The following is a 19,330-nucleotide window of genomic DNA, read 5'->3' as shown; positions in this document are numbered from 1 at the left end:
GCAGCTGCGGCTAGGATCGGACCGTGAAGCCGCTCCTGCGTTCCGCTGTCCTGCTCGTCGTCGCAGGTCTCGCCCTGACCGGGTGCACCGCGCAACCCGCCACCAGCGGCACGGGTACCGGGACCCCGTCGGCCTCGGCGACGCCCTCCGGCAGCATCACCGTGTTCGCCGCCGCCTCCCTCCAGAAGACCTTCACCGCGCTCGGGGAGCAGTTCGAGGCGGACCACCCCGGCACCACGGTCACGTTCTCGTTCGCGGGGTCGAGCGACCTCGTCAGCCAGGTGCAGAACGGCGCCCCCGCCGACGTGTTCGCCTCCGCCGACCAGGCCAACATGGCGAAGCTCTCGTCGTCGGACCTCGCCACCGGCTGGCCGCGCGACTTCGCCACGAACGTCCTCGAGATCGCGGTCGCCCCGGGAAACCCGAAGGGCATCCGGAGCCTGGCCGATCTCGACCGCTCGGGCGTGCAGCTCGTCACGTGCGCGTCCCCCGTGCCGTGCGGTGCGGCGACGCAGGAGGTCGAGCGGGCCGCCGGCGTGCAGCTCCACCCGGTCAGCGAGGAGCAGTCCGTCACCGACGTGCTCGGCAAGGTCGAGTCCGGACAGGCCGACGCGGGGCTCGTCTACGTCACCGACGTCCGCGGGGCGGCGGGCAAGGTCGACGGCGTCCCGTTCGACGAGTCGGCGAAGGCCGTCAACACGTACCCGATCGGCGTCCTGCAGGAGTCCACGAACCCGACCACCGCCGCCGCGTTCGCCGCCTACGTCCGGTCCGACGCCGGGCAGCAGGTGCTCGAGCGCGCCGGGTTCGGCCGGCCCAGGGGATGACACGCCAGCGGGAGCACCGCACCCCCGTCCCGTGGTGGCTCCCCGCCCCCGCGGTCCTCGGCGGCCTGTTCGTCGTCGTGCCCGTCCTCGCGATGGTCGGTCGCGTCGACTGGGGGTCCTTCGTCGCCCTCGTCACCTCGCCCGCGTCGACGACCGCCCTCGCCCTGAGCCTCGGCACCGCCGCCGCGACCACGGGCATCGCGTTCGTGCTCGGCTACCCCCTGGCTGTCCTGTTCTCCCGCTCGACCGCCCGGTGGGTGGGGGTCCTCCGCGCCCTCGTGCTGCTGCCGCTCGTCCTGCCGCCCGTGGTCGGCGGCCTCGCCCTCCTCGCGGCCTTCGGTCGACTCGGCGTGCTCGGCGCGTTCCTCGACGCGCACGGCCTGCGCATCGCGTTCACCACGACGGCGGTCGTGATGGCGCAGGTGTTCGTCTCGATGCCGTTCCTGGTGTCGAGCGTCGAGGGCGCCCTGCGGGTCGGCGGCGACCGGTACGAGCGGGTCGCGGCCACGCTCGGGGCCGGACCGACCCGCACCTTCCTGACCGTCACGACCCCGCGGGTCCTGCCCGGCATCGTCTCCGGGCTCGTGCTGTGCGGCGCGCGGGCGCTCGGGGAGTTCGGCGCCACCCTGACCTTCGCGGGCAGCCTGCAGGGCGTCACGCGGACCCTCCCGCTCGAGGTCTACCTGCAGCGCGAGGTCGACCCGGACACGGCGGTCGCCCTCGCCCTGGTGCTCGTGGTCGTCGCGGTCGTCGTCATCGGGGTCACGTCGCTGCGCACCCGGGCGGTCGTCGCGTGACGGCCCCCGACGCCGGTCTGCGCGTCCACGTCGTCGACCGTGACCGCGACGTCGACGTCGCGATCACGGTCGCGCCGGGGGAGTGCGTCGCCCTGGTCGGGCCGAACGGCGCCGGCAAGTCCTCCGTCGTCGAGACCGTCGCGGGACTCCTCCGCACCCCGGACAGCACGGTCGCGCTGGACGACCGCGACCTGACGCGGCTCCCGGCGCACCGCCGGCGCGTCGGGCTGGTCGCCCAGCGCGCCGACCTGTTCCCACACCTGTCCGTCGTCGACAACGTCGCCTTCGGTCCGCGCGCGGCCGGGACGGGCGGCCGGGAGGCACGACACCGGGCCGTCGCGGCCCTCACCGCGGTCGGCGTGGCCGGGTTGGCCGACCGGGCACCCGGGGCGCTGTCCGGCGGGCAGGCCCAACGCGTCGCGATCGCCCGGGTGCTCGCGACCGACCCGGCGGTCCTGCTCCTCGACGAGCCCACCTCGGCGCTCGACGTCGACGCCCGCGCCGCCGTCCGTGAGGCCCTCACCACCGCGCGCGCCGCTCGGCCGACGGTGCTCGTCACGCACGACCCGCTCGAGGCCGTCGCGCTCGCCGACCGGGTCGTGGTGCTGCAGGACGGACGCGTCGTCGAGCAGGGACCCGTCGACGCGGTGCTCCGACACCCCCGGACGCCGTTCGCGGCGTCCTTCTCCGGACTCGCGCTCGTCCGCGGGACCGCCACCGCGGACGGGATCGCACTCGACGGCGGCGGTGCGCTGGCGTCGACGGCCGGCACCGTGCCTCCCGGCCGGCCCGTCGTCGCCGCCCTGCACCCGACGGCCGTCCGCGTGACGCGGGACGGGGCGGGACCCGCGCGCACCGTGACCGCGCTGGAGCCGCGCGACGGACTCGTGCGCGTGCGCACCGCCGACCTGGTGGCGGACGTGACGGTCGCGACGGCCGCGGGGCTCGGACTGGCGCCGGGCGTCACGGTCCGGCTGTCGGTCGCGCCGGACGAGGTCGCGGTCTACGAGCCGGACGCCTAGCCGCCGGCGAACGGCGGCATGACGTCGACCGTGTCGACGCCCGCGAGCGGTGTCGAGCGGTCGCGGGTGGTGACCCCGTCGACCAGGTAGGAGCAGCGCTCCTGCAGCGCCGTCCAGCGCTCGGCATCGGCGGCGGTGACGGCGCGCAGGGCGTCGTCGAGGGTCGCGGCCGACGTGGTGGTCTCGTCCTGGCCGACCGTGGCGCGGGCCGCGGCGAAGAAGCGGAGGGTCGTCACGGTCAGCCCCCGATCGCGCTCATGCCGCGGGACGGGTGCACGATGCCGTCCACGTCGTCGCCGTGGTCGCGGGGCTTCGCCCACATCGCGCGCCGCCACGTGTCGAGCAGGGTGTCGTCGTCGGCACCGGCGCGCAGCGGACCGAGCAGGTCGACCTCGTCGTCGGAGAACAGGCACGAGCGGACGTGGCCCTCGGCGGTCAGACGGGTGCGGGTGCAGTCGGCGCAGAAGGACTCGGTGATGCTCGCGATGACGCCGACGGTCCCGAGCGGTTCGCCGTCGTGGGTGGAGACGCGGTAGCGCTCGGCCGGGGCGCCGTCCCGCGGGGCCTCGTCCGGGGTGAGCACGAAGCGCTCGCCGAGGAGCGCCCGGGTCTCCGTCGCGGTGACCATCGTCGCGCCGTCCCAGGCGTGCCCGGGGTCGAGGGGCATCTGCTCGATGAACCGGAGCTCGTGGCCGCGCTCGAGGCACCAGGCGAGCAGGTCCGCCGCGAGGTGGTCGTTCACGCCGCGGAGGAGCACCGCGTTGACCTTCACGCCGAGGCCGGCGTCGGCCGCGGCCGCGATGCCCTCGAGCACGCGGTCCAGGAACGGGCGGCGGGTGACCTCGGCGAAGACGTCCGGGTCGACGGTGTCGAGCGAGACGTTGACGCGTCGGAGCCCGGCGTCCGCCAGGGCCTGCGCGCGGTTCGCGAGGCCGATCGCGTTGGTGGTCAGGGAGAGCTCGACGTCGTGCGCGGCGCACCGGCGGACGATGTCGACGAGGTCGGCGCGCAGGAGCGGTTCGCCGCCCGTGAAGCGGACCTTGCGGACGCCGAGCCGGGCGGCGGAGAGGCCCACGAGCCGGTCGATCTCGTCCGCGGTCATCAGGGCGTCGGAGGGGATGACGGGCAGCCCCTCGGCCGGCATGCAGTAGGTGCAGCGGAGGTTGCAGCGCTCGGTCAGCGAGACGCGCAGGTCGACGGCGGTGCGGCCGAAGCGGTCGAGCAGTGCCGGTTCGTCGGCCGGCCGGGGCGGCAGGTCGGCCGAGCCGCTGCGCACGCGGCGCAGGAGCGAGGCGACCGGTACGGACGCCGCTGCACCCGCCGCAGGGAGCACCGCAGGCGCACCCGTCGTGGGCCGTTCGCCCGTCGCGGGCAGGATCCTCGCCGTCACCGGGCCGATGCTACCGGGCGCCGCCGACCCTCCGGTCCGCCGTCGGTTCCGCTGTCCGTCTGCCGCCACCGCCGCGGGTCGAGCCGTCGGCCCCACCGTCGCCACTCGTCACGGTCGGTCCGGACGACCGTGACCACCACGATCACGAGCACCGCGGCGCCGAGCCACCAGCGGAAGGCGTCGGCCGAGGGCCACACCCCGCGGAGGGCGATCGCGAGCCCGAGGGACAGCCACTCCCATCGGCCGGACAGCACCACGAACGGGATGAGGAGCAGCGCGTACCAGGGGTAGCGCGGGGTCACCGCGAGGAACGTCACGCCGATCATCAGGACCTCGCCGGACCACGGCCGGGCGGGGTCCGCGAGGCGCCAGGCGACGACGGCCGCGAGCAGCACGACGAGCCCCACGACGACCGTGGCGCCGTCGCCGGGGACGAGCAGGGAGACCAGGGCGAAGCGGGAGCCGTCCTCGTAGCCCTCCTCGGACAGGTAGCCGGGCAGGTAGCCGAGGACCTTGACGCCGGTGCTCAGGACGTACGGCACGTAGAGCAGTCCGAAGACGACGATCCCGACCGGGATCGCCCACCAGTGCCGCCACCGGCCGAGGAGCGGGGGGTACACGATCGCCGGGATGAGCTTCGTCGCGGTCGCCGCCCCGAGCGCGATGCCGCCCCAGACCGGCCGTCCGAAGGCGACGAGCACCACACCGGCCGTCGCGAGCGCGGCACCGAGCACGTCGACGTGCGAGTTCGTGACCGCCTCGGACGCGACGAGCGGCGACCACGCCCAGAGCGCGGCCCACCAGGTCGGCCGACCGAGGCGGCGCAGGGTCACGACGAGCCCGACCGTGACGCCCAGGGAGACGAGCAGCCCAGCGACCTGGAACGGCATGTACTGCGCGGTCGTGGGCACGAACGCGCGGACCGCGGCGAACCACAGCTGCGCCATCGGCGGGTAGATCGTCACGACGTCCGGCCGGTTGATCGCCACGCAGTGCCCGTCGGCGCCGTCACCGAGCCCGCGCATCCGCGGCTCGAGGGGCTTGCACGTGCCGTCGATCTTGTCCGGGAACAGCCAGTCGGGACGCAGACCGGCCAGTGCGCCGGACTGCGGCGTGTGCGCGTAGGGGGAGATCCCCGCGTGCTGCACGATGCCGTCCCAGGCGTACCGGGCAGAGTCGGTGCTGGTGTTCGGCGGACCGACGAGCGCCGCGACCCCGACCACGACCGCCCCGCCGAGGACGATCCGGGTCACCCAGGCACCGGGTACCCAGCGGAGCGCGAGGACGGCTCCGGCGAAGACCGCCCAAGCGATGAGCGTCCACGCAACGAATGGTGCACGATGACCGGCACGGAGGAACCCCAGATGCGTGATGCCGAAGGCGATGACACCCGCCAGCGCCAGCACGCCCACGACGGCGACCACGGTCGGCAGGACGCCGGTCCTGGTGGGCAGCGGGACGGCGCGCAGTCGTTCGTTCATCGTGGCCCGAGGCTACCGATCGTGCGACGGCTGCTGCTGGACGCACGATCCGCGATGGCGTCGCCGAACCGGAACGCCCGCTCGGCCGTCGTCTGGGGCCGGCTGCTCGGCATCGCGTTCCTGGTGTGCTTCGGCACCGGCGTGTACAGCCACCTGCTGCAGGACCCGCTACCCGGGATGCGCTTCCCGACCCGGCCCGTGCAGCTGTACCAGTTCACGCAGGGCCTGCACATCACCGCAGGCATCGCGATCATCCCGCTCCTGCTCGCCAAGCTGAACGCGGTGATGCCCGCGCTCGCGCAGACGCCGCCCGTCCGCGGCGTGCTGCACCTGCTCGAACGCCTGTCGATCGCCGTGCTCGTGTCGGCCGCGATCGTCCAGGTCGGGACCGGGCTCGTGAACACGTACCAGTGGTACCCGTGGCCGTTCCCGTTCCGGCAGGTGCACAACGCGCTGGCCTACGTGATCATCGGGTCGCTCGTCGTGCACGTCGGCGTCAAGCTGCGGATCATCGCGCGCTACTGGCGCGCACGCGACGCGTACGACGCCGACGGCCGGTTCGTCGCGGACCCGACGGTGGGCAGCGAGCTGCTCCCCGACACCGGCGTGGAGGATCGTGGCGCGTCCGCCCCGTACCCCCGCGGCCTGACCGGCCGCCTGCTGCGGTGGGTGGACGGCGTGCCGGCCGCGGCCGACGAGGCGGAGGCGGGGCGTGCCTCCCGTCCGGCCGTGGCGGCGACCGACGGCGGGCGCGAGCGCATCGCCCGACGCGGGTTCGTGGCGGGCGTGACGGCGGCGACCGTCGGCGTCGTCGCGCTCACCGCCGGGCAGTCCACGCGACTGCTCGAACCGCTCAACGTGTTCGGGGCGCGCCAGCGGCACCTCGGTCCGGACGACCTGCCGGTGAACCGCACCGCGCGCGCCGCCGGTGTGCTGGCGACCGCCACCGCCGCGGACTGGACGCTGACCGTCGTCGGGCCGGGGATGAGCCGGACGTTCTCGCGGGCCGAGCTCGTCGCCCTCGGCACCACGACGGCCGAGCTGCCGATCGCGTGCGTCGAGGGGTGGAGCCAGACGGCGACCTGGAAGGGCGTGCGGATGCGCGACCTGCTCGAGACCGTGCAGGCCGACCCGGCGTCGCCGCTGCGGATCACGAGCCTCGAGCGGAGCGGCGGCTACCGCGTGACCGAGATGGGGCCCGAGTACGCCGCCGACCCGACGACGCTCGTCGCGCTCGAGCTGAACGGCGCGACGCTCGACCTGGACCACGGGTTCCCCGCCCGGGTCATCGCGCCGGGGCGACCCGGCGTCCTGCAGACGAAGTGGATCGGGAAGATCGAGGTGATCCGATGAGGGCCGCGAGGACCGTGCTCGTCCTGGTGGGCGTGCTCGTGATGGCGTTCGGCGCGTGGACGATGGTCACGACCGTGCGGCCGGAGCGCATCTGGGGGCTCGTGACGTGGCTCGTCGCAGCCGTCCTGCTGCACGACGTCCTGCTGTCGCCGTTCGTCGTCGGCGCGGGGCTGCTGCTCCGCCGGGCCGGGCGGTCGCTGCGCGTCTGGGTGCTCGTCACGGTGCAGGCGGCCGTCGTGCTCGGGAGCGTGCTCGCGCTCGTCGTGGTGCCGGAGATCGCCGCGAAGGCGCACGGGCAGAAGAACCCGACGGTGCTGCCGTTCGACTACACGACCCGGCTGCTCGTCGTCGAGGGGGTCCTGCTCGCGGTGGTCATCGCGGTCCTCGTCGTCGGGCTCGTCCTGGCCCGCCGGCGCAGACCACTGGTTGCAGCGACAACCAATCGGTAGCATGAGGGAATGACCGACGAGACCCCGTGGCTGACGCGCGACCAGCTGCGCGCCTGGATGAAGCTCGTCGCCGTCATGGAGCTCCTGCCCGCGGCGCTCGACCAGCAGCTGCAGCGGGACGCTGACCTGACCCACTTCGACTACATGGTCGTCGCCATGCTGTCCGAGACGGAGTCGCGCACGCTCCGGATGTCGGCGCTCGCCGCGGCCACCAACGCCTCGCTCCCGCGCCTGTCGCACGTCGTGTCCCGGCTCGAGAAGCGCGGTCTCGTGTCCCGGTGCCCGTCGGTCGACGACCGGCGGGCGACCGACGTCCGACTGACCGCCGCCGGGTACGACACGATCGTGCAGGCTGCGCCGGAGCACGTCCGGACCGCGCGCCGCTACGTGATCGACGCGCTCGCCGACGAGCAGGTCGCGCAGCTCGACGGGATCACCCGGGCGCTCCTCGGCCGGCTCGACCCCGAGGGGCGGTTCGCCGCGCTGACGTACCCGCGGGGGGAAGAGGCGCTCTGTGAGGCGCGGCTGACCGGCGCGGACGCCGACGCCGGTCTGCCCGAGGTCCCCGGGGTGCTGTTCCGCGACGCCACCGCCGACGACGGACCGCTCCTGCGCCGGGCGACGCTCCGGGCGATGAACTGGCGGACCGAGACGTTCACGGACGCCGACCTCGACCGCCCCGAGTTCGCGCACTACTTCGACGGGTTCGACCCGGCCCGGGACCGCGGCGTCGTCGCGGTGGACGGGGACGGCCCGGTCGGGGTGGCGTGGGCGCGGTTCCTGCCGGAGGACGACCCCGGGTACGGGTTCGTCGCCGCGGACGTGCCCGAGCTGACGATCGCCGTCGACGTCCGGGTTCGCGGACGCGGTGTCGGGGGAGCGCTCCTCGCGCGGCTGCTCGACGCCGGACGGGCTGCGGGGTGGCCCGGGATCAGCCTGAGTGTCGAGGACGGGAACACCGGGGCGCGGATCCTGTACGAGCGGGCCGGCTTCCGGACCGTGGGGCGGAACGGCGACTCGGACACGCTGCTCGTCCGGATGTGACGAGCACGGTCCGGGCCGGCGTGACGTCTCGGTTCGCGTCGGCGTGATGCGACTGGTACACCAGTAGGCTCGGAGCCATGACCGAGCGCGCCGAGCCGACCGACACCTACTCGTACCTCGGACCCGCCGGCACCTTCACCGAGGCGGCCCTGAAGCTCGTCGACGCCGCCGCCGGCAAGCCCTGGCGCAGCGTGAACAACGTGGGCGAGGCGCTCGACGACGTCGTCACCGGGCGGTCCGTCGGCGCCGTGATCGCGATCGAGAACAGCGTCGACGGCGGGGTCAGCGCCACGCAGGACGCCCTCGCCCGCATCCCCGGTGTCCGCATCGTCGGCGAGTACCTGGTGCCGGTCGACTTCGTGCTCGTCGCACGGCACGGCACGGCCCTGACGGACGTCCGTACCGTGAACGCACACCCGGTCGCCTACGCCCAGACCCACCGCTGGCTCGAGGCGAACCTGCGCGGGCACGGGCACATCCCGGCGTCGTCGAACGTCGCCGCCGCGACCGCCCTGCTCGACGAGCACCCGGTCGCGGACGCCGCGGTCGCCCCGCCCGGGATCACCGACCACCACGACCTCGCGGTGCTCGCGTCGTCCATCGGGGACAACGCGTCGGCGGTGACCCGGTTCGTGCTCGTGTCGCGGACGCTGGCGATCCCGCCGCGGACCGGGGCCGACAAGACGAGCGTCATCGTGGAGCTGCCGGCGGACCATCCCGGTGCGCTCGTCGACATGCTCGAGCAGTTCGCGACGCGGGGCATCAACATGGGGCTGCTGTCCTCGCGGCCGATCGGTGACGAGCTCGGGCGCTACCGGTTCGTCATCGACCTGGACGGCCACGTGCACGACGAGCGGGTGGCGGACGCGCTGCTCGGCCTGCGGCGGTTCAGCCCGCGCGTGACGTTCCTCGGGTCGTACCCGCGGGCGGACGGGTTCCGGCCGGAGGTGTCGGCGCGCTACTCCGACGAGGCGTTCGTCGAGGCTCGGGACTGGCTGCGCGCGATCGTCTCCGGCGAGCCCGACGCCGACTGACCACGGCGGCGCGGGGCCGCCGCCCGGCCCACGTCAGCTGTGCGCGTCCTCGACCCGCCGGGTGTTGCGCGTCTGGTCCTGCGGCCCGGCGACCCGGACCCGGAGCCCGCCGGCGTCGATCTTCGCCCGGAACGCGACGACCTCGCCCACCGGATCGCCGTCGATCTCGAACTCGTCCGGCCGCTCGAGGCGTGCCACGAACTCCTCGCCGCGCAGGTAGCGCAGCGGGCGCTCCTCGCGGGCCGCGGTCGCGATGCGCTTGCCGACCTGGGTCTGCCCGATCTTCGAGCGCTGGAACGAGCGCAGGATCGCGTTCTCCCAGAACACCCGGGCGCCGATCCGCACCCAGCCGAAGAAGCCGCGGGGACGCATGACCACGATGTCGAAGACGCCGTCGTCGATCTCGGCGTCCGGCAGCAGCGTCGCGCCGGCCTGCAGCATGCCGCAGTTGCCGACGATCAGGGAGTGCGCGCGCACCGACTGGTTGCTCTCGCCGTCCAGCCGGTACCGGAACTCGAACGCGTCGGCGTCGCGCACCGAGCGGAAGAGCGAGTCGACGTAGGCGAGCCAGCCGACCTTCTTCTTGAGCTCGGGCTTCGTGTTCACGAGCATGCGGGCGTCCAGGCCGAGGCCGGCCATCACGACGAACCCGAACTGCTCGCGGCTGCCGTCGGGGCGTTCGACCTGGACCTCGCCGATGTCGATCGGGCGGTCCTCGCCGCGGAAGATCGTCCGGACGCTCGCGCCCAGGTCGTCGATCGGCGAGGGGATGTTGCGCGCGAGCAGGTTGCCCGTCCCGCTCGGCAGCAGGGCGAGCGCCGCGCCGGAACCGTGGACGACCTCGGCGACGGCGCGCACGGTGCCGTCCCCACCGGCCGCGGCGACGACGTCGGCCCCGGCCTCGAGAGCGGCCTTCGTCATGCCGCCGCCCGGGTCCTCCTCGGTGGTCTCGAACCACAGGGTCTCGGCCCAGCCCGCTTCCTGCTGGTGCTTCGCGACGGTGCTCTTCAGGGTCTCCAGGTGCACCTTGACCGGGTTGTAGACGACGGCGGCCGTCTTCTGTTCGGTCGGGAGGGCGTCCTGGTCCGCGGGCGCGGTCTCCGATGGGGTCGACATGCCCACGACGTTACCGACCGCGCCCTGCGAGCGGACGGGCGTCAGCGTCCGTCGTGGAGCGTCACGTGGTAGCCGTCGGGGTCGGCGAACGTGAAGGTCCGACCGAAGGGGCCGTCGAACGGTGCGGTGATGATCGTGTGCCCGTCGGCGACGAGCGCGTCGTGGGTCGCCTGGACGTCGGTCGCGTGGAACCACAGCGCCACCCCGAGGCCCGGCTGGTGGGCGGCGTCCAGGTCGGTGCCGGGGACCACGTCACGCAGTGCGAACGCGATCGGCTCGGTCTGGAACACGACGGCGTGCGGCGGGCCGGCGGGGGAGCGGACGAGCCCGAGGTACCGCTCGTAGAACGCCTGTGCGGCGTCGAGGTCGCGGACCTGCAGCGAGGTGAAGTCGATCCCGGTGGCGGTCATGGTGTGCTCCTTCGTTGTGTGTCAGTTGTCTGACACGCAGACACTATGTCAGACTCCTGACATGCGTCAAGACGATCGACACGACGAACGCATCGACCTCGACTCCTCCGTCGGCTACGTCCTCAAGGAGGCCGCGAGTGCCCTCCGCGCCGCCATGGAGGACGCCCTCCGCCCGTTCGGCATGACGATCACGCACTACTCGTGCCTCGAACTGCTCGCGCAGCGCCCCGGCATGTCGAACTCCGAGCTCGCGCGCGGCACCTTCGTCACCCGGCAGTCGATGAACACGCTCCTGCAGCAGCTCGAGCGGGACGGCGTCGTCGAGCGGGCCGCGACGCCGACAGCGGGCAAGGTGCTGCCGACGCGCCTCACGGCGGCGGGCCGACGGCAGCGCGAGCGTGCGAGCGCCGCCGTCCGCGAGGTCGAGCTCCGGATGACCCGGGACCTCGACGAGGCGGGCCGCGCAGCGGCCTTCCGCCTGCTCCGCGGGATGGTCGCCGCCCTGCGGGACGACCCGTCGACGGACGCGACCGGATGACGGACTGGAGGCCCGTGGCAGCGCCGCCACGGGCCTCCGGTCCGTCACCGGGTCCCCCTAGGATGAACCGGTGATCGATCTCCAGCTGCTGCGCGACCACCCGGACGTCATCAAGGCTTCGCAGGAGGCGCGCGGCGCCTCCGTGTCGGTCGTCGACGACGCGGTGGCGGCGGATGCGGCGCGCCGCGCGGCGATCACGGCGTTCGAGGCGCTCCGCGCCGAGCAGAACGCCTTCGGCAAGACCGTCGCGAAGGCCCCGAAGGACGAGAAGGCCGCCCTCGTGCAGCAGGCGCAGGCGCTCGCCGCGCAGGTCAAGGAGGCGCAGGCCGAGGTCACCGCGGCCGAGGAGTCGTTCGACCGCGTCGTCCGTTCGATCCCGAACGTCGTGCTGCCGGACGTGCCCAAGGGTGGCGAGGACGACTTCGTCACGCTCCGCACGGTCGGCACGAAGCCGACGTTCTCGTTCGAGCCGAAGGACCACGCCGACCTCGGCGAGCACCTCGGCATCATCGACATCCCGCGCGGCGTCAAGGTCTCGGGTTCGCGCTTCTACTTCCTGCGCGGCCTCGGCGCCCGCCTCGAGATCGCGCTCATGAACCTCGGGCTCGACCGCGCGGTCCAGCACGGGTTCGAGCCGCTCATCACCCCGACGCTCGTGCGCCCGGAGACCATGGCGGGCACCGGGTTCCTCGGCGAGCACGCGGCCGAGGTCTACCGGCTCGAGGCCGACGACCTGTACCTGACCGGCACGAGCGAGGTCGCCCTCGCCGGGTTCCACGCCGACGAGATCCTGTCGTTCCCTGAGTCGGGCGAGGGCATCCGGTACGCCGGCTGGTCGACCTGCTACCGGCGCGAGGCCGGGTCGGCAGGCAAGGACAACCGCGGCATCCTCCGCGTGCACCAGTTCAACAAGCTCGAGATGTTCTCGTACGTCCTGCCCGAGCACGCCGAGGCGGAGCACCAGCGCCTGGTCGCGCTGCAGGAGTCGATGATGCAGGACCTCGGACTGCACTACCGCGTCATCGACGTCGCCGGCGGCGACCTCGGCACGAGTGCTGCGCGGAAGTACGACATCGAGGCGTGGGTCCCGACGCAGGGCACCTTCCGCGAGCTGACCTCGACCTCGAACTGCACCACGTTCCAGGCCCGTCGCCTGGACACCCGGTACCGCACCGAGAGCGGCAAGACCGCCCCGGTCGCGACGCTCAACGGCACCCTCGCCACCACCCGGTGGATCGTCGCGATCCTCGAGACGCACCAACAAGAGGACGGTTCGGTCGTCGTGCCCGAGGTGCTCCGGCCGTACCTGGGCGGCGTCGAGGTGATCGCACCCTGATGAGCACCGCGGGGCGGTTCGTGGACGCGTCGGCGCAGGGCGGCGGCGCAGGCGGCGCCGGCGCTGCTGGACTCGGCGCCGGTGCGGCCGGCGCTGCTGGTGCTCCGGCTCGGACGAAGCGGTGGCTCGTGGCGCTCGACGTCGACGGCACGACGATGCGCGAGGACGGGGTCATCACCGACGCCGTCGTGGCCGCCGTGCGCGATGCCGAGGCCGCCGGGCACGAGGTCATGCTGTCCACCGGTCGCAGCGAGGGCATGACGGTGCCGCTGCTCGAGACGCTCGGCATCCGCCCGAAGTACCTCGTCTGCGCGAACGGGGCGCTGATCCTGGGGCGCCGCGAGGACGGCGGTTACGATCGCGTGCACGTCGAGCGCTTCGACCCGTCCGAGGTGTTGCAGACCATCCACGGCGCACTCGAGAACGCGGCGTTCGGCGTGGAGGACGAGACCGGCCACTTCCTGCTGTCCGGCAACTTCCCCGACGACACCATGACGGTCTCCGGCGAGCACGTCCCCTTCGAGCGGCTGCTCGGGGTCGAGGCCACGCGCGTGGTCGTCATCTCGCCCGGACACGACACCGAGGACTTCCTGCAGGTCGTCGAGCGGATGGGCCTGCACAAGGTGTCCTACTCGGTCGGCTGGACGTCGTGGCTCGACATCGCACCAGAAGGCGTGACGAAGGCCACCGCGATGGAGCGTGTGCGCGAGTGGCTCGACATCCCGCGCTCCCGGGTCATGGCGGCCGGCGACGGGCGGAACGACATCGACATGCTCCGGTGGGCGTCGACCTCCGGGCGCGGGGTCGTCATGGGGCAGGCCCCGTCCGACGTCGTCGACGCGGGCAACGAGCTGACCGGCGGGGTCACCGACGACGGTCTGGCCGCGGCGCTCGACACGCTCCCGCGCTGACGGTCGGCGGGGCCGCTAGACTCCTCGGGACGCGACCACGTCTCGCCACGTGGTCGCGTCGCTGGAGGGTTGTCCGAGCGGCCGATGGAGCCTGTCTTGAAAACAGGTGGGCAGTGATGTCTCGTGGGTTCGAATCCCACACCCTCCGCACATGAGCACCGGGACCCGCCTCCGACCGGTCGAGCTGGCCGACGCCGCCGAGCTCGCCGCGATCGTGAGCGCGAGCGCCGACCACCTGCGGCCGTTCGAGCCGACGCGACCGGAGAGCTACTTCACCGAGGCCGGGCAGCGCGCGACGATCGGCGGGCTGCTCGCGGCGGCGCGGACCGGCGGGTCGGTGCCCTTCGTGATCGTCGGGGACGACGACGAGCTGCTCGGCCGGATCACCCTGAGCGGCGTGACCCGCGGTGCCCTGCAGTCGTGCGCGCTCGGGTACTGGGTGCGTGCGGACCGGGTCCGGCAGGGGCACGCGACGCGGGCGGTCGGGCTCGCGGTGGCGCACGCGTTCGGTGCGCTCGGGCTGCACCGGGTGCAGGCCGAGACCCTGCCGGAGAACACCGCGTCGCAGCGGGCGCTCGAGCGGAACGGGTTCACCCGGTACGGGCTCGCGCCGCAGTACATCCGCATCGCGGGCGAGTGGCGCGACCACGTCATGTTCCAGGTGCTGGCGCCGGGCGACGCCGCGGACCTCACGCGCTGAGCGACACCTCACGCGCTCGCGCTCCCGTGAGGTGTCGCTCAGCGCGAGAGGTCGCGGATCAGGGCCGCGCGCCGAGGGCGGCGAGCTCCGCGCGGGTCCGGGCGCCGTGCTTCCGGAGCAGGTTCGCCACGTGGTACTTCACCGTGTTCGGGCTGATGCCGAGCCCGTCGGCGATCTCGCGGTTGCCCACGCCGGTGACGACGAGCCGGAGCACGTCGCGCTCCCGCGCGGTCAGGTCGGTGTCCGTGGGCAGGTCGACCGTGCCCGGCGCCGGGTCGAGGGGGAGCGTGATGTCGAGCGTCGAGCCCCATCCGGGCGTCGAGTCGACCTGCAGGGTTCCGTCGAGGGCGACGACCCGCTCGGCGATCGGTCGGACGGCGTCGTCGTGCACGTCGAGCGTGCCGGCGCCGTCGTCGCGGAGCTGCACGAGCAGGTTCCGACCGTCGCAGTCCCACTGGATCCGCACCCGCCGCGCGGCGCCGTCGTCGACGAGCGCGAGCACCGCCGTCCGGACGATCGCGCGGGCACCGTGCGCGACGGCTCCGGGGAGCGCGCGACCGGTGGCGGGCGGTTCGACGAACTGCACGTCGAGGTCGCCGAACCGGACGAGCGGGCGCAGGTCGGCCCGCAGTCGGGAGAACGCCCCCGTGACGGGCTCGAGCAACGTGCTGCGCTGCCGGTCCGTCACGGTCCGGAGGTCGACGAGCGCGGCCGAGGCGATCTCGACGGCCTCGGCGCGGGCCGCGGTGTCGGACAACCGGGGGGAGCGGAGCACCGCGAGGACGGATTCGAGCGTCAGGGCGTGCCGGTCGGCCTGCTCGGCGACCGTGCGGGCGTGCTCCGACGCGGCTGATCGACTTGCAGGGGTGTCCGTCACGGCGACTGAACCTACCCGCCCCACCCTGCCGGTCGCTACACGCCCACCCGATCGGACGGGGTGACCGCCCGGCCGGGCAGCGGCACGCACACCATGACCGGAGCAGCATCGTGGCCATGCACAACAGCAGCACCGCCGACGCCCTCGGACTCGTCGCCGACGAGCTCCGCGCCCTCGTCGACACCGTCCGCGCCGCCGACCAGGCCCCGTTCGAGCGCGCGCTGACCCTGCTCACCGACGCCGACCGCGTCTTCGTGCACGGTGCCGGCCGCTCGGGGCTCGCGCTCCGGATGACCGCGATGCGACTCATGCACCTCGGACTGCGCGTGCACGTCGTCGGCGAGGTCACGACCCCGGCGATCGGACGCAGCGACGTGCTCCTCGTCGCGAGCGGCTCCGGCACGACCGGCGGCATCGTGCAGGCCGCACGGACCGCGGCCGACGTCGGCGCCCGGGTGCTCGCGGTGAGCACGACCGACGACTCGCCGCTGGCCGCGGTCGCCGAGGCCACGCTCGTGCTCCCCGCCGCGACGAAGACCGACCGCTCCGGCACCGCGTCGGCGCAGTACGCCGGGAGTCTTTTCGAGCAGGGTGTCGCCCTGCTCGGGGACGCCCTGTTCCACGCGCTCTGGCAGCGCGGCGGCCGCTCCGCCGACGAGCTGTGGCCCCGCCACGCGAACCTCGAGTGACGCCGCGCGCGCGACCGGCACCGAGACCCCCACGAACCACCACCGGAAGGACACCACCATGCAGCTCCAGTTCGCCATGGACACCCTGACCACCGAGGACGCCCTCGACCTCGCCGGCAAGGCCGCGCCGTACGTCGACGTCATCGAGCTCGGCACGCCCCTGATCAAGAGCGCGGGCCTGTCGGCGATCACCGCGATCAAGCAGGCGCACCCCGACAAGACCGTGTTCGCGGACCTCAAGACGATGGACGCCGGTGAGCTCGAGGCGGGCATCGCGTTCGACGCCGGCGCCGACCTCGTCACCGTGCTCGGCGTCGCGGGCGACAGCACCATCGCCGGCGCCGTCAAGGCAGCCGAGGCGCACGGCAAGGGCGTCGTCGTCGACCTGATCGGCGTCGAGGACAAGGCCGCCCGCGCGAAGGAGGTCGTCGCGCTCGGCGCCACCTTCGTAGAGATGCACGCCGGCCTCGACGAGCAGGCCGAGGAGGGCTTCACGTTCGAGACGCTCCTGCACGACGGCGAGGCGTCCGGTGTGCCGTTCTCGGTCGCCGGTGGCATCACGACCGACACCATCGCTGCCGTCCAGGCGTCCGGCGCCCGCATCGCGGTCGCCGGCAGCGCGATCTACAGCGCCGACGACGTGGCCGCTGCCGCGAAGGCGCTCCGCGACGCGATCACGGAGCAGTCGGCCGCCTGACCGGCACCACCTGACGGACGGGAGGCTCGTGGCGGGGTCGCCACGAGCCTCCCGTCCGTCACCGGGTCGCCCCGGGACGTGACCGGAACGCGGTGACCAACGCGTCGACCAGCAGGAACCCGAGCAGGGTGACCCCGACGACGGGCAGCAGCAGCGCGAGCCCGATCGCGACGGCGACGACGGCGATCGCACCCCACCACGGTGCGCGTGCGAGCGCGCCGTCGGCGGGCGCGCGGCCGACGCGCGTGCCGGGCGTCCGTCGCTGCCACCACATCACGTAGCCGAGGACGACCATCGCGGCGATGCCGAGCGCCGCCGCGAGCAGCACGAGCTGGTTCGGCAGCCCGAACAGCGCGCCCATGTGGGTGTTGATGCCGAGCTTCGCGGCCTTCGCCATGAGCGGGTAGTCGTCCCAGGTGACCTGCGACACCGCGGTCATCGTCGTCGGGTCGACCGCGACGGCGTTCATCGCGACCGGCCAGCTGAGCTTGATCTCCTCGACGGTCCACGCCTGGTCGGTCGTCGCCGCGGGCCGGATGCGGACCTCGGCGGCGTGCACGTCGGCCGACCGGGCGACGGCCAGGACCTCGTCGAACTGCTCGGGTGTGACGGTCGCGCGGGAGCCCACCGGTGCCGCGGCGGACCCGTGGTGCCCGGCGTGCTCGCCGGCCGTCATGCCCATCGCCGCCGCGCCGCCGAGCGCGGTGTCCACGGTCGGCGCCTGCCAGCTGAGCGCCGAACGGAGCGCGGTCACGTTGTCGCCCGCGAAGTGCGACCACGTGATGCCCGTCGCCGACAGGAAGAGCGCGCCGAGGAGCACCCACGCGCCGGTCGCCGCGTGCCACGAGAAGGTGCGGCGGTACCCACGCAGGCGGGTGGCCGGGACGACGAGCTCGCGCTTCCGTCGGGCCGTGCGGAGCCGGAACGCCCAGAGCCCGATGCCGGCGAGCGACACGATCCCGAGCCACGACGCGGCGGTCTCGCTGTAGAGCCGACCGACGTCGCCGAGGAACAGGCTGCGGTGCACCGTGCTGATCCACGTCCGGAACGGCAGGGAGCCGGAGGTGCCGTACACGGGCAGGTCGCCCCGGACGGACGCGTCGCCCGGGTCGACGAACACGGCGCGGGTCTGCGACTCGAGCAGTCCCGCCTCGGTGAACATCACGCGGGTGGTGTCGCCGGGCGCGGGCGCCGGACGGACCTCGACGACGGTGTCGTCGGGGTGGTGGGCGGCGACGTACCGCTGCGCTGCGGCGACCTGGTCGGCGAGGGGGCGTGCCGCGGCGGTGGACGGCGCGGTGAGCTCGTGCCGGTACACGACCTGCTCGATCGACGGGGCGACGGCGTAGACCGCTCCGGACAGCGCCGCGACCAGGACGAACGGGCCCACGAACAGGGCCGCCAGGAAGTGCAGGCGGAGGAGGAGCTGGGCGAGCCAGCCACGGGAGGGCGGCGGAGCGGTGCTGGGCATCGGGGCGCGGGTCCTGTCGGGCGGAGCGTCCGGCACCGTGCCGGACGACCCGGGAACTCTACAACATGTAGAAAGTCCGGCGCGGCTACCGGCGGACGTCGCAGCCGCAGCTGGCGCCGAGGACGAGGTCGGCCGGGACGAGGTCGAGGTGCCGGTGCTCGGCGTCGCGCGTGAGCACCCGCTCGACGGCCGCCGTCGCCATCCGCCCGATGGGCTGCCGGACGACCGTGAGCTGCGGGTTCGTGTAGTCCGCCTCCGCGGCGCCGTCGAACGACACGACCGCGACGTCGTCCGGTGCGCGGAGGCCGAGTTCGTACAGGGCGCGGAGGAGACCGACCGCCTGCATGTCCGAGCTGACGAACACCGCGCGCGGGCCCGAGCTGCTGCCGAACATCCGCAGGCCGGCCTCGTACCCGCCGGCGCGGTCGAACGAGCAGCGGACGATCGGGCCGTCGGGGAGTCGCGCGTCGCGCAGGGCCTGCATCCACCCCTGCTCGCGGAGCTCCATCGAGCCGGTGTGGCCCATGATCAGCCCGATGCTGTCGTAGCCGTGCTCGACGAGGTGCTGCGTGCCCTCCCGCGCGCCGCGGAGGGCGTCGACACCGATGCTCGCGTACTCGGGCACCTCGAAGAAGGTGTTGAGGAGCACCATCGGCATCCCGGGGTCGGTCACGGTGGACAGGTCGGGGTGGGTCATGATGCTCGTCACGATGATGCCGTCGACCTGTCGGGCGGACAGGCTGCGCAGGCGTTCGCGCTCGAGCTGGGCGTCGCCGTCGCTGTTCGCGAGCAGGACGTCGTAGCCCCGTGCCGCCGCGGCGTGCGTGACCTCGACCGCCAGCTCGGCCCAGAACGGGTTGTCGAGCTCCGGCACGATGAGGCCGAGCATCTTCGACGAGCCGGTCCGGAGGGCCTGCGCGCTGGCGTTCGGCCGGTACCCGAGGACCCGGATCGCCTCGCGCACCCGGGCCGCGGTCTCGGCGGCCACCGGTCGCGGTCCGTCGTGCACGACGTAGCTGACGACGGAGGTGCTGACCCCGGCGTACCGGGCGACGTCCGCGCGGGTGACCGCCTTCGGGGTGGTCGGCACGCTCACGGGGGTCACCTTCGTCGGGTCGGTCGACCGGTGGGACGACCGGAGCGGCCCGGCGCCGTCGGGGTGACGGTGCCGGGCCGCACGGGTTGCAC

The 19,330-nt window shown here is 73.7% G+C and carries 21 protein-coding genes and 1 tRNA gene; 14 read left to right on the top strand and 8 right to left on the bottom strand.

Annotation, left to right across the window (positions count from 1 at the left end):
- Positions 1-23: 23 nt before the first annotated feature.
- Genes modA through LQK89_RS12970 form a run of 3 tightly spaced genes read left to right on the top strand, consistent with a single transcriptional unit; the run spans position 24 to position 2,646 of the window.
- On the top strand, positions 24-827 hold the full coding sequence (modA, locus tag LQK89_RS12980) for a molybdate ABC transporter substrate-binding protein (protein ID WP_231049342.1): 804 nt from the start codon (positions 24-26) through the stop codon (positions 825-827).
- Positions 824-1,624 (top strand): ABC transporter permease, encoded by an 801-nt coding sequence (locus tag LQK89_RS12975; protein WP_231049341.1) that lies wholly within the window; start codon positions 824-826, stop codon positions 1,622-1,624. The genes modA and LQK89_RS12975 overlap by 4 nt, the downstream gene beginning before the upstream one ends.
- Complete coding sequence (locus tag LQK89_RS12970; protein ID WP_231049340.1) at positions 1,621-2,646, top strand: ABC transporter ATP-binding protein; 1,026 nt, start codon at positions 1,621-1,623, stop codon at positions 2,644-2,646. Before LQK89_RS12975 ends, LQK89_RS12970 begins: the two co-directional genes overlap by 4 nt.
- Here the strand turns inward: LQK89_RS12970 and LQK89_RS12965 are convergent.
- The 3 genes from LQK89_RS12965 to LQK89_RS12955 all read right to left on the bottom strand — a co-directional run bounded on the left by LQK89_RS12965 (position 2,643) and on the right by LQK89_RS12955 (position 5,517).
- Positions 2,643-2,882 (bottom strand): MoaD/ThiS family protein, encoded by a 240-nt coding sequence (locus LQK89_RS12965; protein ID WP_231049339.1) that lies wholly within the window; start codon positions 2,880-2,882, stop codon positions 2,643-2,645. The two genes, LQK89_RS12970 and LQK89_RS12965, sit on opposite strands and share 4 nt — an antisense overlap.
- Positions 2,883-2,884: 2 nt before the next feature.
- Complete coding sequence (gene moaA, locus LQK89_RS12960; RefSeq protein ID WP_442874067.1) at positions 2,885-3,931, bottom strand: GTP 3',8-cyclase MoaA; 1,047 nt, start codon at positions 3,929-3,931, stop codon at positions 2,885-2,887.
- A 101-nt stretch (positions 3,932-4,032) separates the two neighbouring features.
- Positions 4,033-5,517, bottom strand: a complete 1,485-nt coding sequence (locus LQK89_RS12955; RefSeq protein WP_231049338.1) for a glycosyltransferase family 87 protein — start codon at positions 5,515-5,517, stop codon at positions 4,033-4,035.
- Positions 5,518-5,571: 54 nt separating this feature from the next.
- Between LQK89_RS12955 and LQK89_RS12950 the strand changes: the two genes are divergently transcribed.
- The 4 genes from LQK89_RS12950 to pheA all read left to right on the top strand — a co-directional run bounded on the left by LQK89_RS12950 (position 5,572) and on the right by pheA (position 9,397).
- A complete protein-coding gene (locus LQK89_RS12950; protein WP_231049337.1) occupies positions 5,572-6,870 on the top strand; it encodes a molybdopterin-dependent oxidoreductase in 1,299 nt (432 codons plus the stop codon).
- Complete coding sequence (locus LQK89_RS12945; protein WP_231049336.1) at positions 6,867-7,319, top strand: hypothetical protein; 453 nt, start codon at positions 6,867-6,869, stop codon at positions 7,317-7,319. The genes LQK89_RS12950 and LQK89_RS12945 overlap by 4 nt, the downstream gene beginning before the upstream one ends.
- Positions 7,320-7,328: 9 nt before the next feature.
- Positions 7,329-8,363, top strand: coding sequence for a bifunctional helix-turn-helix transcriptional regulator/GNAT family N-acetyltransferase (locus tag LQK89_RS18120; protein ID WP_331000550.1), 1,035 nt, complete (start codon positions 7,329-7,331; stop codon positions 8,361-8,363).
- A gap of 77 nt (positions 8,364-8,440) precedes the next feature.
- Entirely contained in the window at positions 8,441-9,397 is a 957-nt protein-coding gene (pheA, locus tag LQK89_RS12930; protein WP_231049335.1) for a prephenate dehydratase, read from the top strand.
- 33 nt (positions 9,398-9,430) lie between these two features.
- Here pheA and LQK89_RS12925 read toward each other — a convergent pair whose 3' ends face one another.
- Together LQK89_RS12925 and LQK89_RS12920 are read right to left on the bottom strand one after the other, a co-directional pair.
- Complete coding sequence (locus tag LQK89_RS12925) at positions 9,431-10,513, bottom strand: diacylglycerol/lipid kinase family protein (RefSeq protein ID WP_231049334.1); 1,083 nt, start codon at positions 10,511-10,513, stop codon at positions 9,431-9,433.
- Positions 10,514-10,554: 41 nt separating this feature from the next.
- Positions 10,555-10,923, bottom strand: coding sequence for a VOC family protein (locus LQK89_RS12920; protein WP_231049333.1), 369 nt, complete (start codon positions 10,921-10,923; stop codon positions 10,555-10,557).
- A gap of 61 nt (positions 10,924-10,984) precedes the next feature.
- On the opposite strand from LQK89_RS12920, the gene LQK89_RS12915 reads away from it, so the two are divergent.
- From LQK89_RS12915 to LQK89_RS12895, 5 genes are all read left to right on the top strand, one after another.
- Positions 10,985-11,461, top strand: coding sequence for a MarR family winged helix-turn-helix transcriptional regulator (locus LQK89_RS12915; RefSeq protein ID WP_231049332.1), 477 nt, complete (start codon positions 10,985-10,987; stop codon positions 11,459-11,461).
- Positions 11,462-11,531: 70 nt separating this feature from the next.
- A complete protein-coding gene (serS, locus tag LQK89_RS12910; RefSeq protein ID WP_231049331.1) occupies positions 11,532-12,797 on the top strand; it encodes a serine--tRNA ligase in 1,266 nt (421 codons plus the stop codon).
- Entirely contained in the window at positions 12,797-13,708 is a 912-nt protein-coding gene (locus tag LQK89_RS12905) for an HAD family hydrolase (RefSeq protein ID WP_231049330.1), read from the top strand. The genes serS and LQK89_RS12905 overlap by 1 nt, the downstream gene beginning before the upstream one ends.
- Before the next feature lie 63 nt (positions 13,709-13,771).
- Positions 13,772-13,856 (top strand) — tRNA-Ser (locus tag LQK89_RS12900).
- A gap of 3 nt (positions 13,857-13,859) precedes the next feature.
- Positions 13,860-14,408 carry a GNAT family N-acetyltransferase gene (locus tag LQK89_RS12895; RefSeq protein ID WP_058741178.1) on the top strand — a complete coding sequence of 183 codons (549 nt, stop codon included), beginning with the start codon at positions 13,860-13,862 and terminating at the stop codon, positions 14,406-14,408.
- Positions 14,409-14,466: 58 nt separating this feature from the next.
- Here the strand turns inward: LQK89_RS12895 and LQK89_RS12890 are convergent, their stop codons facing one another.
- A complete protein-coding gene (locus tag LQK89_RS12890; RefSeq protein ID WP_231049329.1) occupies positions 14,467-15,285 on the bottom strand; it encodes a helix-turn-helix transcriptional regulator in 819 nt (272 codons plus the stop codon).
- A gap of 116 nt (positions 15,286-15,401) precedes the next feature.
- Here LQK89_RS12890 and hxlB point away from each other — a divergent pair, with 116 nt between their 5' ends.
- Complete coding sequence (hxlB, locus tag LQK89_RS12885; RefSeq protein ID WP_231049328.1) at positions 15,402-15,974, top strand: 6-phospho-3-hexuloisomerase; 573 nt, start codon at positions 15,402-15,404, stop codon at positions 15,972-15,974.
- A 58-nt stretch (positions 15,975-16,032) separates the two neighbouring features.
- On the top strand, positions 16,033-16,671 hold the full coding sequence (gene hxlA / locus LQK89_RS12880) for a 3-hexulose-6-phosphate synthase (protein WP_231049327.1): 639 nt from the start codon (positions 16,033-16,035) through the stop codon (positions 16,669-16,671).
- 58 nt (positions 16,672-16,729) lie between these two features.
- Here hxlA and LQK89_RS12875 read toward each other — a convergent pair whose 3' ends face one another.
- Positions 16,730-18,142, bottom strand: coding sequence for a PepSY-associated TM helix domain-containing protein (locus tag LQK89_RS12875; protein ID WP_231049326.1), 1,413 nt, complete (start codon positions 18,140-18,142; stop codon positions 16,730-16,732).
- 85 nt (positions 18,143-18,227) lie between these two features.
- Positions 18,228-19,238, bottom strand: a complete 1,011-nt coding sequence (locus LQK89_RS12870; RefSeq protein ID WP_331000549.1) for a LacI family DNA-binding transcriptional regulator — start codon at positions 19,236-19,238, stop codon at positions 18,228-18,230.
- Between the last annotated feature and the right edge of the window lie 92 nt (positions 19,239-19,330).

This window comes from Curtobacterium sp. C1 (genome assembly GCF_021049325.1).
In the GTDB taxonomy this organism is placed as follows: domain Bacteria; phylum Actinomycetota; class Actinomycetes; order Actinomycetales; family Microbacteriaceae; genus Curtobacterium; species Curtobacterium citreum.
The sequence above is the reverse complement of the archived record's forward strand: the minus strand, read 5'-3'. Positions and strand labels throughout refer to the sequence as shown.

Coding starts and splice junctions, on each gene's coding strand:
- LQK89_RS12975 (WP_231049341.1), top strand. CDS start 824: ATGACACGCCAGCGGGAGCACCGCACCCCCGTCCCGTGGTGGCTCCCC.
- LQK89_RS12955 (WP_231049338.1), bottom strand. CDS start 5,517: ATGAACGAACGACTGCGCGCCGTCCCGCTGCCCACCAGGACCGGCGTC.
- LQK89_RS12950 (WP_231049337.1), top strand. CDS start 5,572: ATGGCGTCGCCGAACCGGAACGCCCGCTCGGCCGTCGTCTGGGGCCGG.
- LQK89_RS12945 (WP_231049336.1), top strand. CDS start 6,867: ATGAGGGCCGCGAGGACCGTGCTCGTCCTGGTGGGCGTGCTCGTGATG.
- LQK89_RS18120 (WP_331000550.1), top strand. CDS start 7,329: ATGACCGACGAGACCCCGTGGCTGACGCGCGACCAGCTGCGCGCCTGG.
- pheA (WP_231049335.1), top strand. CDS start 8,441: ATGACCGAGCGCGCCGAGCCGACCGACACCTACTCGTACCTCGGACCC.
- LQK89_RS12925 (WP_231049334.1), bottom strand. CDS start 10,513: ATGTCGACCCCATCGGAGACCGCGCCCGCGGACCAGGACGCCCTCCCG.
- LQK89_RS12920 (WP_231049333.1), bottom strand. CDS start 10,923: ATGACCGCCACCGGGATCGACTTCACCTCGCTGCAGGTCCGCGACCTC.
- LQK89_RS12915 (WP_231049332.1), top strand. CDS start 10,985: ATGCGTCAAGACGATCGACACGACGAACGCATCGACCTCGACTCCTCC.
- LQK89_RS12905 (WP_231049330.1), top strand. CDS start 12,797: ATGAGCACCGCGGGGCGGTTCGTGGACGCGTCGGCGCAGGGCGGCGGC.
- LQK89_RS12895 (WP_058741178.1), top strand. CDS start 13,860: ATGAGCACCGGGACCCGCCTCCGACCGGTCGAGCTGGCCGACGCCGCC.
- hxlB (WP_231049328.1), top strand. CDS start 15,402: ATGCACAACAGCAGCACCGCCGACGCCCTCGGACTCGTCGCCGACGAG.
- hxlA (WP_231049327.1), top strand. CDS start 16,033: ATGCAGCTCCAGTTCGCCATGGACACCCTGACCACCGAGGACGCCCTC.
- LQK89_RS12875 (WP_231049326.1), bottom strand. CDS start 18,142: ATGCCCAGCACCGCTCCGCCGCCCTCCCGTGGCTGGCTCGCCCAGCTC.